Origin of the sequence: Microvirga makkahensis, assembly GCF_009830105.1 — a bacterium.
In the GTDB taxonomy this organism is placed as follows: Bacteria; Pseudomonadota; Alphaproteobacteria; order Rhizobiales; family Beijerinckiaceae; genus Microvirga; species Microvirga makkahensis.
The window spans coordinates 67,993-82,944 of sequence record NZ_WURB01000014.1 but is presented as its reverse complement, the minus strand read 5'-3'; the positions used below and the strand labels follow the sequence as shown (position 1 = coordinate 82,944).

At 65.7% G+C, this 14,952-nt stretch carries 10 protein-coding genes; 4 read left to right on the top strand and 6 right to left on the bottom strand.

The annotated features are described in order from the left end of the window. Nucleotides 1-20: 20 nt before the first annotated feature. From nagZ to GR328_RS17710, 4 genes are all read right to left on the bottom strand, one after another. A complete protein-coding gene (nagZ, locus tag GR328_RS17725) occupies nt 21-1,040 on the bottom strand; it encodes a beta-N-acetylhexosaminidase (RefSeq protein WP_160886081.1) in 1,020 nt (339 codons plus the stop codon). Between the two features lie 58 nt (nt 1,041-1,098). Beyond that, nucleotides 1,099-2,550 carry an SPOR domain-containing protein gene (locus GR328_RS17720; protein WP_160886079.1) on the bottom strand — a complete coding sequence of 484 codons (1,452 nt, stop codon included), beginning with the start codon at nt 2,548-2,550 and terminating at the stop codon, nt 1,099-1,101. Nucleotides 2,551-2,657: 107 nt separating this feature from the next. Then, a complete protein-coding gene (argS, locus tag GR328_RS17715) occupies nt 2,658-4,418 on the bottom strand; it encodes an arginine--tRNA ligase (protein ID WP_160886077.1) in 1,761 nt (586 codons plus the stop codon). A 48-nt stretch (nt 4,419-4,466) separates the two neighbouring features. Next, nucleotides 4,467-5,675 (bottom strand): deoxyguanosinetriphosphate triphosphohydrolase, encoded by a 1,209-nt coding sequence (locus GR328_RS17710; RefSeq protein WP_160886075.1) that lies wholly within the window; start codon nt 5,673-5,675, stop codon nt 4,467-4,469. Between the two features lie 94 nt (nt 5,676-5,769). Between GR328_RS17710 and erpA the strand changes: the two genes are divergently transcribed. Both erpA and GR328_RS17700 read left to right on the top strand, forming a co-directional pair. Then, complete coding sequence (erpA, locus tag GR328_RS17705; protein WP_160886073.1) at nt 5,770-6,096, top strand: iron-sulfur cluster insertion protein ErpA; 327 nt, start codon at nt 5,770-5,772, stop codon at nt 6,094-6,096. 87 nt (nt 6,097-6,183) lie between these two features. Continuing rightward, on the top strand, nt 6,184-8,034 hold the full coding sequence (locus GR328_RS17700; RefSeq protein WP_160886071.1) for a hypothetical protein: 1,851 nt from the start codon (nt 6,184-6,186) through the stop codon (nt 8,032-8,034). Nucleotides 8,035-8,110: 76 nt separating this feature from the next. Here GR328_RS17700 and GR328_RS17695 read toward each other — a convergent pair whose 3' ends face one another. Further along, entirely contained in the window at nt 8,111-10,414 is a 2,304-nt protein-coding gene (locus GR328_RS17695) for an NADP-dependent malic enzyme (RefSeq protein ID WP_160886069.1), read from the bottom strand. Nucleotides 10,415-10,714: 300 nt separating this feature from the next. After that, nucleotides 10,715-12,523, bottom strand: coding sequence for an aspartate--tRNA ligase (gene aspS, locus GR328_RS17690; RefSeq protein ID WP_160886151.1), 1,809 nt, complete (start codon nt 12,521-12,523; stop codon nt 10,715-10,717). Between the two features lie 536 nt (nt 12,524-13,059). Here aspS and GR328_RS17685 point away from each other — a divergent pair. After that, nucleotides 13,060-14,265, top strand: coding sequence for a PQQ-dependent sugar dehydrogenase (locus tag GR328_RS17685; RefSeq protein ID WP_205790102.1), 1,206 nt, complete (start codon nt 13,060-13,062; stop codon nt 14,263-14,265). A gap of 279 nt (nt 14,266-14,544) precedes the next feature. Then, the gene (locus GR328_RS17680) at nt 14,545-14,931 is read left to right on the top strand and encodes a hypothetical protein (protein ID WP_160886065.1); all 387 of its coding nucleotides are present in this window, start codon (nt 14,545-14,547) and stop codon (nt 14,929-14,931) included. Nucleotides 14,932-14,952: the final 21 nt, after the last annotated feature.

The window sequence follows — 14,952 nt, the reverse complement described above, 5'->3', positions numbered from 1 at the left end:
GGGGATCGACCTTGCGGTGGTTAGGATATCATCGCAAGTGCGGCGTCGAGCCTCGCGCGCGCATCCACAGGATCGAGCGGCTCGGGCTCGTGCCGGATGCGGGCGAGCGCCGCCTCGGCCCGGCGCCGGCTCTCGCCCTCCAGGACCGGAGAGGCCTCGGCCACGGCCGACATCTCCTCCATCTGGCCGTTGCAGTGCAGGGCCATGTCGCAGCCTGCCGCAAAGGCAGCCTCGGTCTTCTCGCGGAAGGAGCCCGACAGGGCCTTCATGGACAGATCGTCGGTCATGAGAAGCCCGTCATAGCCGATATGGCCGCGGATGATATCCCGGACGACCACGGGAGAGGTCGTGGCGGGCCGCTCCGGGTCGAGGGCCGTGTAGACAACGTGAGCGGTCATGGCGAGGGGCAGGTCGGTGAGCATGCGGAAGGGCGCGAAATCGTGCCGCTCGAGCTCCTCGCGGGACGCCTCGACCACCGGGAGCGCCAAGTGGCTGTCGGCCCCGGCCCGGCCATGGCCGGGAATATGCTTGACCACCGGCAGGACGCCGCCTGCCAGCAGTCCCTCTGCGGCGGCGCGGCCGAGCACGGCCACCTTTTCCGGCGTCTTGCCGTAGGCCCGGTCCCCGATGACGTCGTGCGCTCCCGGCGAAGGCACGTCGAGCACGGGCAGGCAATCCACGGTCACGCCGACGGCGCGCAGGTCGTGGGCAATCAGCCGCGCGCCGAGGCGGACGAGTTCCCGCTGCACGAGAGGATCGTTGGCATGAAGAGCACCGTAGGTGGCACCGGAGGGGTATTTCGGCCAATGGGGAGGGCCCATCCGCTGAACCCGGCCACCTTCCTGGTCGATCAGGATGGGGGCGTCCTCGCGGCCGACAGCCTCGCGCAGGGAGGCGCAGAGCGCCCTCACCTGCTCGGGATTGTCGATATTCCGCCGGAACAGGATGAATCCCCAGGGGGCCGCCTCCTTGAAGAAGGCAGCCTCGTCGGGGGTCAGCTCATAGCCGGAGCATCCAGCAATAAAGGCGCGGGTTTTCATGCCCGCGCCTTAAGTCGCTTGGTGTAAAGGGTCAAGAACTCTTGGCGGCCGAGCCGATTTAGTTCTTTGCCACGAAGCACTGGCCACCCTGCCCCTGCAGCCTGGAGCAGAGGGAGGAGGCCTCCTCCCGCGACATGGGTCCGACCCGGACGCGGTAAATCGTGTTCCCATTCACCTCGGCCTTGCGGATGATGGAAGAGAGGCCTTCGAGATCCGGATATTTCCGCTGATAGGACACAAAGGCGGTTTGCGCTGCGCTCTCCGAACTGGCGAGACCCAGCTGGACGGCATAGCCGCCGGTTGCCGTGTTGGTCGCATCCGCCGCGGGCGCCACGGGAACGGATTGGGCCGAGGCCACTCTCTGCGGTGCGGCGGCGGAGGGGGTTACATCGGCCGGGTTCGCGGCGACGGCTGGCGCAGGATTCGGAGCCGGAGCTGGCGTTGCCGGAGCCGCAGCGGGAGTGGCCGGGGCAGGCTTGGGCTGAGCCGCCGCCGACTGGGCCGTCGCAGGCATGGTCATGGCCGGAACGGAAGGCTGAGCCGATTGAGCCTGTGCGGGTTCCGGAGCGCCGACCACGGTGCCGTCCGGGCGGATCGTGACGGTGCGGACCTTGCGGGGCTCACCGAGATTCAGGCTGTTGGACGCGCTGCGGGACTGAGGGGCGGCGCCGGGCATGCCCGCCCCGGTCGCATCGGCCACCAGGGAACCGCCGCTCGACTGCACCGCCTGCCTCACATCGACGGGCTGCTCCTCACGATTCACCACCTTGGTTTCGGCGTTCTGGGTGCGCTCGTAGATCTGCTTGTTCTGGTTCGGGATCTCGACCCCGCCCGGGTTCTGCGGCTGGACCTTGACGGGATCCTTGGTCGCCTGGATCAGGATCGGCTCGCCGCCCGCCCCGCCGGAGGTGCTCGTGAGGAGATAGGCGCCGCCGCCGCCGATGATGATTGCGCCGACCACGCCCCCCATGGCGATCAGGCCCCTGCGGGACCGAGGCTTTTCGACGCTCGGATAATCGAGGCGCTCGGGCCGCGCGTAATCGTCCCGGCCGTAACCGTCCCCTGCGTCGCAGTACTCGTCCGCATAGGCGTCCTGATCGTAAGAGGCCGGCTGCCGAGCCGGAGCCGGCTCCTGATAGGCGGGTTCCTGATAGGCATAAGCCTGGGCTTGGCTACGGGGAGCCTCGGGCTGGGCATAGCCGCCTGGCCTGACATTGGAAGGCTCGTAGGACGGCTGACGCGCCTGGATCGGACGGGGGTGAGGCGTCACATTGTCGCGGGAGGCGAAAAGATCGTCGGCCGCGGAGGGCTGCTGCCGCGGACGTGCAGCGCCGTCATTGGCCAAAATGGCCTGAAAAGGGTCGTCCTGGCCTACGATCCGGGCCAATTCCGCCAACGGATCGTTGCTGCGCGGTGCGGCGGGCTGGGGTTGAGGGGAGCCCGCCTGGGCAAGATGCCGCTCGATCTCGTTCAGATCGACGGCAAAACGGGGCTTCGGTGATTCGCTCATGCGCCGGTTCTCCAGTTACGCGACAGGAGCCCTAAACGCTCCGCCGGCACGACGTGACAGCATCCGGCACGAACTTTCCCCAAGCGGTTGATCCGCCTGGGAAAATGTTAGCGCATTTCATCGGGTGCCGTGACGCCCAGGATTGCGAGGCCAGATGCGAGCACCCCCTTCAGGGCATGCACGAGAGCGAGCCTCGCTTTCGTTGAATCTTTATCAGTTAGATTAACAAAGCGTAATTGCGGCAAGTCTTTGCCTTTGTTCCAGAGACTATGGAACGCGCTGGCGAGGTCGTAGAGGTAGAATGCGACCCGGTGCGGCTCGTGCGCCTCGGCCGCGGCTTCCACCATGCGCGGGAACTGGGCGATGCGATGGATGAGGTCCATCTCCGCCTCGTCGCCGAGAATCGCGAGATCGGCCTTCTCGAGCGCAGCCGCGGAAAAGTCCTCCCCCGGATAGGCCTCGGCCGCCTGACGGAAGACCGAGGCGCAGCGGGCATGGGCGTACTGCACGTAGAAGACCGGGTTGTCCTTGGACTGCTCGACCACCTTGGCGAGGTCGAAATCCAGCGGCGCGTCGTTCTTGCGGAAGATCATCATGAAGCGCACCGCGTCGCGGCCCACCTCGTCCACCACGTCGCGCAGGGTCACGAAGTCGCCGGAGCGCTTGGACATCTTCACCGGCTCGCCGCCGCGCAGGAGCTTCACGAGCTGGCAGAGCTTCACGTCGAGGTCGCCCTCATTGTCCGTGACCGCCTTCACGGCCGCCTGCATGCGCTTGACGTAGCCGCCGTGGTCGGCGCCCCACACGTCGATCATGGAGCTGAAGCCGCGCTCGTACTTGGAGCGGTGATAGGCGATGTCGGACGCGAAATACGTATAGGAGCCGTCCGATTTCAGCAGCGGGCGATCCACCTCGTCGCCGAAGGCGGTCGCACGGAACAGGAGTTGCTCGCGATCCTCCCAATCCTCGTCCTTCTGGCCCTTGGGCGGAGGCAGGCGGCCCATATAGACCAGGTCGCGCGTGCGCAGGTCCTCGATGAGCTTGCTCACCTGGTCCTCGGGGCCGAGCTGCAGGGAGCGCTCGGAGAAGAACACGTCGTGGTGGATGTTGAGCACTGCGAGGTCGTTGCGGATCATCTCCATCATGGCGTCAATGGCAGCTTCGCGGACCAGGGGCAGCCACTCGGCCTCCGGCTTGTCGAGAAGGCTTTGGCCATGCTCCCGGGCGAGGCGCTCGCCCACGGGCTTGAGGTAGTCCCCCGGATAGAGGCCCTCGGGGATCCCGCCGATGTCGTGGCCCAGGGCCTCCTTGTAGCGGAGATGGGCCGAGCGGGCGAGCACATCGACCTGCGCGCCTGCGTCGTTGATGTAGTACTCGCGGGTCACCTTGTAGCCCGCGAAGTCGAGAAGGCCAGCGAGGGCGTCCCCGAACACGGCGCCACGGCAATGGCCCACATGCATCGGGCCGGTCGGATTGGCGGAGACGTATTCCACGTTGACGGGAGCTCCTGCCCCCTGCCCGCTCCGCCCGAAGCCGGCGGTGTCCATGACGGCGGCGCGGAGCACCTCGTGCAGGACCTGGTGGGCGAGTCTGATGTTGATGAAGCCGGGCCCTGCGATATCCACCCTCGTGATGCGCGGGTCGTCCCTGAGGTCGGCCACGAGCAGCTCGGCGAGGGCCCGCGGGCTCATGCGCGCTTCCTTTGCAAGCACCATGGCGGCGTTGGTGGCGAGATCGCCGTGGGAGGGATCGCGCGGCGGCTCGACGACCACGCGGCTCACGTCCAGCCCCGAGGGAATCTTAGCCTGTTCGGCCAGACGGCCAAGCGCATCGGCAACCCGCTTCTCAAACAACCCGAAAATGTTCATGGTACTTTATCTCTGAAGGGCCCCTGGCCCTGAATGCTGCCGTGCCGCCTAGCGCAGGTCCGGCGTTACGTCAAACAGGCGGCGGTGCTCGAGGATCGCATAACGGTCCGTCATGCCCGCGATGTAATCCGCCACGCGGCGGGCGAGGCGCGGCTCGTCGTCCTTCGGCAGATCCGCCTGCCACTCCTCGGGCATCAGGCGCGGCTCGTGCTTGAAGCGGCGGAACAGGTCCCGCAGCACCTGATCGGCCTGGGCGCGGACCCGCATGACCTCGGGATGCCGGTACATCCGGGCGTAGAGGAAGCGCTTGATGGAGGCGTCCGCCTCGCGCATCTCCCTGGAGAAGCAGAGCGCCGTCTCCCCTGCCCTGCGGATGTCGTCCGCACTCTCGGGCGCCAGCGCCGCGATTCGGCGCTCGCCCTCAGCCACTACGTCCTCCACGAAGCGCGTGATGACTCTGCGGACCAGCTCGTGAATGCGCCGGGACAGCTCGAGGCCCGGCCAGCGCCCGTCGATCTCGGCCAGGATTTCGTCGAGGAGCGGCACCTCGCGCAGGTCGTCGACCCCGAACAGCCCTGCTCTCAGGCCGTCGTCGATGTCGTGGGCATCATAGGCGATGTCATCGGCAATCGCGGCGGCCTGGGCCTCGCCGCTGGCGAAGGTGGCGAGCTCCAGGTCCTGCACCGCATCGTATTCCATGATGGCGAGCGGCACGCCGCGCTCGGCATAGCGCAGGGTCGGCCGCCCCTGAGCATCCAGCAGCGGACCGTTGTGCTTCACCAGACCTTCCAGGGTCTCCCAGGTGAGATTGAGCCCGTCGTAATCCGGATAGCGGCGCTCGAGGCGGGTGACGATCCTGAGCGCCTGGGCATTGTGGTCGAAGCCGCCGAAGCCCGCCATGCACTCCTCGAGGGTATCTTCGCCCGTATGGCCGAAGGGCGTGTGGCCGAGGTCGTGGGAGAGCGCCAGCGCCTCCGCCAGATCCTCATCGAGTCCCAGCGACCGGGCGAGCGCGCGGGCGATCTGGCTCACCTCAATGGTGTGGGTCAGGCGGGTGCGGAAGTGGTCGCCTTCGTGGTAGACGAACACCTGCGTCTTGTGCTTGAGACGCCTGAAGGCCGAGGAATGGATGATCCGGTCGCGGTCACGCTGGAACTCGCTGCGGGTCGGGGAAACCGGGGTGGGGTAAAGCCGGCCGCGGGTCGCCTGCGGGTCGCAGGCATAGGGTGCTCGCCATCTCTCGCCAAAAGGCCGCACGATTGTCCCCGGGTTGAAGCCTTGTCAGGGCGCACTTACCTTGCTCTTGAGAGCTTGTCCAAGATTTATGTCCTCGTAAGGACCGGAAGCATCCATGACTGGAATTTCCCTCACCGAACGCGCCGCCCGCCGCATCAACGAGATCATGGCCTCGGAGCCCGAGGGCTCGATGCTGAGAATCAGCGTCAACGGAGGCGGCTGCTCGGGGTTCCAATATGCCTTCGACGTGGACCGGACACGCCAGGACGACGACCTCCTCATCGAGAAGGACGGGGCCAAGGTGGTGGTGGACGAGGTATCCATCCAGTACATGGAAGGCTCCGTGATCGACTTCGTGGACGACCTGATCGGCCAGTCCTTCAAGATCGAGAACCCCCATGCCACGGCGTCATGCGGCTGCGGCACGTCGTTTTCCTTGTGAAACCCTGCCTCCCGTTCTAGCCTCCGCGACGATATTCCGGCCCGTGGGATTTGACCTTTCCGGGCCCTTTCTCCTGCGGGGACCAAGATGAAGCCTCTCCACCGTTCGGGCATGTGCGCCCTCGCCCTCATGGCCGGAACGGCAGCCATGCATTTTGAGCCCGCGGCCCTTCGCGGTCTCGCCGTTGGGAACGGAGCACAGCAGCTTTCCATCGGGGCCGTCAGGACCTCCCTTTGGAGCATGGCCTTCGCGCAAGCCGCCGACAGCTTCACCCTCGACGATGTCCGCTTCACCTGGGGCGGCGCCACCTATGAAGCGAAGCAGGTCTCGCTCAGCGGCGTCTCCGTGGCGCGCGGCGAGATCGAAAGCCTGTTCTCCTCCACGGCCGGATCTCTGGCGGACAAGCTCGCCGGAATCGACGCCAAACGGGTGACCATTCCCGAACTGAAGGTCACGCAGGCGATCGGCCAGGAAACTCAGACGGCCTACTACCGGAACATTTCCCTCGACGACATCGTCCGCGGCCGGATCGCTTCGCTGACGGTCGAGACCACGGCCATCGAGGAGACGGGCGGCACGGACACGACCCTCATCAGCTACGGTCGGACCGCTCTCAGCGACTTCGACGTTCCCGCCTTCGCGAGGCTCTACGATACGAAGGACGCTTTCGCTCCCCTCACCCGGATCTACGGTGCCTTCTCCATCGAAACGATCGACATGGCCGACGGCGCGGGCACCTTCAGCACCCGGATCGATCGCCTCGAGGGCCGGGACATCATGGCGCGGCCGACGAAGGATTCCTGGAACGGCACCATCTCCGCCATCAGCGAGCTGGCCCAGAAGGAGACGACCTCGCCGGAGGAGCAGACCAGGCTCATGCACATGGTCGCCGACCTTCTCGGCGCTTTCGACGCCGGTCTCGTCGAGGCGACCGGCATCACTTTCAAGGGCGACGGGAAGGAAGATAAGGGAGCCGGCTCCGTCGCCCTCATCGCCTATACGGGAGCCTCCGGCTCGCGCCCGTCGGAGGTGCGCATGGAAGGCCTCGACGTCGCGGATGGGGAGGCCCGGGTGAAGATCGGCACGATCAGTCTGTCCGGCTTCTCTTTCGCTCCCACGCTGGAGGGGCTCAAGACGCTCGACAGCAAGTCGCTGGCGGAGCTGGACAGCGCGGCGTTGCGCAGCCTCATCCCCACTCTCGGAACGCTGCGCATCACCGACATGGACATCGAGGCTCCCACCTCGGAGAACAAGCCGGGCGAGCGCATGCGCGTCGCTCTGGGACTCATGGAGATGACGGCAGACAAGCCCGTGAACGGCATTCCGACCAACGTCCGCTTCGAGCAGCGCAACCTCTCGGCGATGCTTCCCGACGACAGCGACGACGAGCTTGTACAGCAGCTCAGGGCCCTGGGGTACAAATCCTTCGACGGCTCCTTCGTCGTCGCGGCCACCTGGAACGAAGCTTCGCAGGAGATCGCGGTCAGGGAATTCTCCGTGAACGGCAAGAACATGGGAAGCCTGCGCCTGACCGGCCTCATCGGCAATGCCAGCCCGGATCTCTTCAGCCCCAACGAGGCGACCGCCTCGGCGGCGGTGATCGGCGCCAAAGCGAAGTCGGCGGGCATCGTGATCGAGAACCACGGCCTGGTGGAGCGCTATCTGGAAAGCGCCGCGAAGGAGGAAGGCACGACCCCCGATGCGCTGCAGAAACTCTATGCGGGCGCCACGCCGCTCGTCGTGTCGAGCATGATCGGCAATTCCGAGCAATCCCGGACCTTGGCTCGAGCCATCGCGCAATTCATCGAAAAGCCCGGCAGACTCACCATCGATGCAGAGCCGAAGAATCCGTCGGGCTTCGGCCTAATGGACGTGATGCTCGCCTCCGATCCGAAGGCGATCCTGGGCAAGCTCAACATCACCGCGAAGGCCGAGTGATCCCCGTCGTCCCCGGAAAATGGCGGGGACTGATCCCCGGATCAAGTCCGGGGACGGCCATGGTGAAGGGCGTAGCCTAGATCAGCACCGGCTGGTCCTGCTCGGCAGCCTGTGCTTCCACCACCGCGATTGCGGTGAGGTTCACGATGCCGCGCGCGGTCACGGACGGCGTGAGGATGTGCGCGGGCTTGGCGGGGCCGATCAGGATCGGGCCGACGGGCAGCGAGTCCGCCAGGATCTTCGTGAACTGGAATGCGATGTTGGCCGCATCCAGATTCGGCATGATCAGCACGTTCGCCTCGCCCGTCAGGCGCGAGCCTGGGTTCACGCGGTCGCGGATCATCTGGGAGAGAGCGGCGTCAGCCTGCATCTCGCCGTCAACTTCAAGGTCAGGCGCGCGCTCGTTGATGCAGGCGAGCGCCTCGCGCATCTTCAGTGCCGAGCGGGTATCCGCCGCGCCGAAATCGGCGTGCGAGAGCAGCGCTATCTTCGGCTCCATGCCGAAGCGGCGCACGTGGCTCGCGCAGGCGATCGCCATGTCGGCGATCTCTTCGGCGCTCGGGTCGAACTGCACATGCGTGTCGGCGAGAAAGTAGGCGCCCTTCGAGGTGATGACGAGCGACAGCGCTGCCATCTCATGGACGCCGGGAGCAAGGCCGATGATGTCCTTGATGTGCTTCACGCGGGACTGGAAGCGCCCCTCGAGGCCACAGATCAGCGCATCCGCATCGCCCCGCCGCACGGCCAGCGCACCGATGACGGTGGAATTCGTGCGAACGAGGGTCTTGGCCGCATCGGGCGTGATGCCCTTGCGTCCCGCCGCCTCCACATAGGTCGCGACGTAGTCGCGGTAGCGCGGATCGTCGTCCGGATTCACGAGTTCGAACTCGCGTCCGATGCTCATGGACAGGCCGAAGCGCTTGATGCGCGCCTCCACCACGTTGGGGCGGCCGATCAGGATCGGCCTGGCGAGGCGCTCCTCCGCGATCACCTGCACGGCGCGCAGCACGCGCTCGTCCTCGCCTTCGGCATAGATCACCCGCTTCGGGTTGGCCTTCGCCTGCGAAAACAACGGCTTCATGATGAAGCCGGAGCGGAATACGAAACGGCTCAAGGATTCGGCGTAAGCCTCCAGGTCGTCCAGCGGGCGCGTCGCGACGCCGGAATCCATGGCGGCCTTCGCCACCGCCGGCGCGATGCGCAGGATCAGGCGCGGATCGAAGGGGCTCGGGATCAGGGACTTGCGCCCGAAGGGATGCGCCTCGCCGCCATAGGCGCGCGCCACGACCTCTGACGGAGCCTCGCGGGCGAGCGCCGCGATGGCCCTCACGGCGGCGGCCTTCATCTCCTCGTTGATGGTGGTCGCATTCACATCCAGAGCGCCCCGGAAGATGTAGGGGAAGCACAGGACGTTGTTGACCTGGTTCGGATAGTCGGACCGGCCCGTGCAGATCATCGCATCGGGACGGACGGCCTCCGCCTCCTCGGGCATGATCTCGGGGTAAGGATTGGCAAGCGCCAGGATCAGTGGGCGCGGCGCCATTTTCTCGACCATATCGGGCTTGAGGACGCCACCGGCCGAGAGGCCGAGGAACACGTCCGCGTCGGGGATCACGTCGGCGAGGGTGCGTGCGTCGGTCTTCTGCGCATAGGCCGATTTCCAGCGGTCCATGAGCTCGTTGCGGCCCTCGTGGACCACGCCCTCGATGTCCGTAACCCAGATGTTCTCGCGCCTGGCACCCAGCGACACCAGAAGATTGAGGCAGGCGAGCGCGGCCGCGCCTGCGCCGGAGGTGACGATCTTGACCTCGTCGATGCGCTTGCCCGCGAGTTCCAGGGCGTTGGTGACGGCGGCGCCCACGATGATGGCGGTGCCGTGCTGATCGTCATGGAAGACCGGGATGCCCATGCGGGCCTTCAGGCGTTCCTCCACCTCGAAGCATTCGGGCGCCTTGATGTCCTCCAGGTTGATGCCGCCGAAGGTGGGCTCGAGCGCCGCGATCACCTCGACGAGCTTGTCCACATTGGTCTCGGCCACCTCGATGTCGAACACGTCGATGCCGGAGAACTTCTTGAACAGGACCGCCTTGCCCTCCATCACAGGCTTGGAGGCGAGAGGGCCGATATTGCCGAGGCCCAGCACCGCCGTGCCGTTGGAGATCACGGCCACCAGGTTCTGACGGGAGGTCAGGTTGGCGGCCTGGGCCGGATCGGCCGCGATGGCCTCGCAGGGAGCGGCCACGCCGGGGGAATAGGCGAGCGCCAGGTCGCGCTGGTTGCCGAGGGGCTTGGTGGGCTGAATCTCGAGCTTACCGGGGCGCGGGTGCTGGTGGTAGAACATCGCCCCTGATTTCAGATCCTGCGAGATGTTATCTCCCATCCCCAACGCTCCTTGCACAAGCCGTTATGTCGTCGGCTCTTGTGCGCGCCCTTGCCCTTTGCGTCAATGTTCTTCTCTCGCGGCCAAATGAACTCAGGGATGCGCGGAGAGCAGGGATGGTCGGAGCGATGCGGCTTTCAGCATCTCCACGTCCTCACCGTCGCAAGGCCGGTGTAGACGTGCATCTCCGCGCCTTTCATTGTCGGGATGGCCGGGACGAGCCCGGCCATGACAGAGGAGGAAGACAGAAGGATAGCCATGCCGGGATGACGTAATCCCGCGGCCTGCGCACAACGCGCCTTATTTCTCCGGGAGGTTCGTCCGGATGTGAAGCTCGCGCAGTTGCTTGGGCGTTGCTTCGGAGGGGGCGCCGAGCAGCAGGTCTTCCGCCTTCTGGTTCATGGGGAAGAGCGTGATTTCACGCAGGTTGTGCGCGCCACAGAGCAGCATCACGATACGGTCCACGCCCGCCGCCATGCCGCCGTGGGGCGGCGCGCCGTACTGGAAGGCCCGGTACATGCCGCCGAAGCGCTCCATCACTTCCTTCTCGCCGTAGCCGGCGATCTCGAAGGCCTTCACCATCCGATCGGGGCGGTGGTTGCGGATCGAGCCCGAGGCCATCTCGTAGCCGTTGCAGACCATGTCGTACTGAAAGGCCGTGATCTTGAGGATCCTGTCCTTCTCCGCCGGGTCGAGCGCCATGAACTCCTCATGGCTCATATTGGCCATGGAGAACGGGTTGTGGGAGAAGTCGATCTTCTTCTCGTCCTCGTTCCACTCGTATTGGGGGAAGTCCACGATCCAGCAGAAGGCGAACTGGTCCTTGTTGCCGAGACCCAATTCGTCGCCGATGCGCACGCGCGCCTTGCCGGCGAGAGACGCAGCCTTGTCCTCCGCTCCGGCCGAGAAGAACACTGCGTCGCCCGCCTTGATGCCGGCCTTCTCGCGAATGACGGCCTGGGCGGCCTCGGGGATGAACTTGGCGATGGGACCCTTGGCCTGGATCTGGCCGCCCTCCTCCTCGAACACGATGTAGCCGAGGCCGGGCGCGCCTTCCGAGCGGGCCCAGTCGTTGAGCTTGTCGAAGAAGGAGCGCGGCTGCGAGGCGGCGCCCGTGGCCGGGATGGCGCGCACGACGCCGCCGGACTTGATGACGTTCTTGAACGCGTTGAAGGTCACGTCCTCGCGCTCGAACACCTCCGACACATCGGCGATGACGAGCGGGTTGCGCAGGTCCGGCTTGTCCGTGCCGTATTTCAGCATGGCCTCGAAGAACGGGATGCGCGGGAAGACCTCCGTAACCGGCTTGCCGTCGGCGAATTCCTTGAATGTGTCGCGGATCACCGGCTCCATGGTCTGGAACACGTCCTCCTGCGTGACGAAGCTCATCTCCACGTCGAGCTGGTAGAACTCGCCCGGCAGGCGGTCGGCGCGAGGGTCCTCGTCGCGGAAGCAGGGTGCGATCTGGAAATACCGGTCAAATCCGGAGATCATGATCAGCTGCTTGAACTGCTGCGGGGCCTGCGGCAGCGCATAGAATTTGCCGGGATGGATGCGCGAGGGCACCAGGAAGTCACGCGCGCCCTCGGGCGAGGACGCCGTCAGGATCGGGGTCGTGAACTCGAAGAAGCCGCTCGTCTTCATGCGGGTGCGAAGCGAGTCGATGATCGCGCCGCGCTTCATGATGTTGTTGTGCAGCTTCTCGCGGCGAAGATCCAGGTACCGGTACTTGAGACGGGTCTCCTCCGGGTAATCCTGTTCGCCGAAGACCGGCATCGGCAGCTCGTCCGCCGGGCCGAGCACCTCCATGTCGGTGATGTAGACCTCGATCATGCCGGTGGGCAACTCCGGATTCTCGGTGCCAGCCGGGCGCTTGCGCACCTTGCCGTCCACGCGGATCACCCATTCGGAGCGGGCGGTCTCGGCCAGCTTGAAGGCCGGGGAATCCGGATCGACCACGCATTGCGTCATGCCGTAATGGTCACGCAGGTCGATGAAGAGCACGCCGCCATGGTCGCGGATGCGGTGGCACCAGCCGGAAAGGCGCGCGACCTCGCCGACATCGGATTCGCGGAGCGCGCCGCAGGTATGGGTACGGTAACGGTGCATGGAGGCGGACATGGAAAAAGCCTGCTGGTTCGGTGTTCCGCGCAACATCCATGGGAGGCCGGGGAAGTCAAGGAGGAAGGATGAATGAGGGCTCCGTTCGAGAGCCCCGCCCCTTTGGGCGAGCGGCTGACGGCCCGTCCTGGCTCTGTCCTCGAAGGGCGGGGAATCGGTTCGGCCTCCCCTCGAGAGCGCGCCTCGCCCCGGACGGGCGTGGCGGAGTGGGCTTCCTCGGGTATCTCATCCTCCCACCGCGTGCCACCGCTCTCCTCGAACGGCTGCGGGCGGGCCCGCACCCCTGTCGCGCGGTCGTTCGCTGCGGGCGGAAGCCTGGGGGGAGCACAGCTCCGGGAAGCGACAGACGTCACGACTGAAGAAGCCGGCGTTCGGTCGGAAAAGTCGCCGGACCTGGCCCGGCCAAACAATGGCCACATGGAAAGCCCAAGCTCGAAACCGTGAGTTGACGGGCTGGCATTCCAGAGTTTCAAAATTGCTGTCCGCTGTACATCTCGCCGCATGGTCGAGGTGTGCCGCGCGCCATGAAAGTGATCGCCATGACGGCAAGAGGAAGACGCTGCCGTTTCCAGGCCTCCGCTAGCTGCATCCTGCTTGGGCTGCTGATAATCGCTCCCGTGGGCGCCAGGTCGGAGAACGACGATGTCATTGCTGCGGAGGTTCCGCGGACCGAGGAATATGTCCCTGTCCCGGTGGCCGGACCATTCGAGTTTCCCTGGTCGATCGGCTTTCTGCCCGACGGCGGCATCCTCGTGACGGAGAAGCCCGGGCGGCTCCGTGTCGTTCGCCCGGGTCAGCCCATCAGTCAGGTGGGCGGCGTGCCCAAGGTCGTCAGCGGGAGCCATGCAGGGCTGCTCGACGTGGCGGTCGCCCCCGACTTTGTCCGGACGGCAACCCTGTACCTCTCGTATACGCACGGCACTGAGGAGGCGCTGACCATCCGGGTGCTCAAGGCCCGCTACGACCGCACGCGGAACATCCTCGTGGACAAGAAGGTCATCTTCGAGAGCGATCCCCCGATGCCCGGCATCGACCAGCTTGGCGGGCGTCTTGCGCTGTCCGGCGACGGGCACCTGTTCCTGACCCTGGGCGACCGATGGCAGCCAAGCATGGCGCAGGACCTGACGAACCACACCGGAACCATCATCAGGATCAGGACGGATGGGTCCGTTCCCGAGGGCAATCCCTTCGTGAGCGTGCCCGGTGCCAAGCCCGAGATTTGGAGCTACGGCCATCGCAATCCACAGGGCCTCGTCGTGGACGCGGTCACCGGACGCATCTGGTCAACGGAGCATGGTCCCCAGGGGGGCGACGAAGTGAACCTGATCGAGCCCGGTCGGAACTACGGCTGGCCTGTGATCACCTACGGCATCGATTACAGTGGCGAACCCATCGGAAACGGCACACACACGCCTGGCATGGAGCAGCCGCTCCACTATTGGGTGCCGTCGATCGCCCCATCTGGACTGGCGCTGAAGCGCGAGGGCGAGAGCGTCTCGCTCTGGTCGGGTGCCTTGGTGGGGCAGATGGTGGCCCGCCTCCAGCTCGGGCAAGACCGGATCCTCTCCGAGGAGCGGCACCTCAATGGTGAGCTGGGCCGTATCCGCGACGTGCGGGAGGGGCCGGATGGAAGCCTCCACGTGATCACCGACGACCCGGAAGGAAACCTGTACAAACTCGTTCCGGCAACGGAGTCCGCCGGCACGATGGATTCGAGGAAGCCGCTCTGACGTATTTCAGCGCGGGGACGGGATTCCGGATCGGGGAGCTGTGCGCGAACGGCCAGGCGTCTGGTTCGATAAGCCTCCGAGCCTCCCCGAAGGCTTATCGAACCAGAGGCATCCAGGGCATGGTGGCTTTGCTGCCGAATGCCCGAAGGAGCCGTTCCCTGATCCGCAGGGGAGCCGCTCAGACGGCCGCGAAGCGCCTTGTGCGGAGCCCTGATTTTTCATTGTCCCATAAGGGTTTTTTCGCCGTTCTCAGGCTCCGGAATCCTTGAAGAACAAAGCGTGAATACCCATATCCGCAACATGACACTCACTCATGCGACAACCCTGCTGAAGCACGGCCGGAACGCTCCCTTCGAGGAGCGGATCGAGGGCAACTGGCATGTCTATCCCTTCGACGGCGCGCTCGAGATCGATTACGTGGACCAGGTCGGCAACCCGACCCGGCGCTGGGTCATCGCGCGCGAGCTGAAGGTCGGTCCCGGTAAGATGCTGCTCGGCGGCATCGACATGTCCGACGACGGCTATCGCGGCTTCCGGGTCGACCGGATCGAGCGGCTCGAGGATGCCGAGACCGGGCTCGTGGTGGACCGGAACATCCTGGACTGGCTCCTGAAGCGCGCCGAAAGACAGGCAAAAGAGCGGAGGAAAGCCCTGCGCGGAGCGTAAGGAGGGGTCGCCTGTATCATC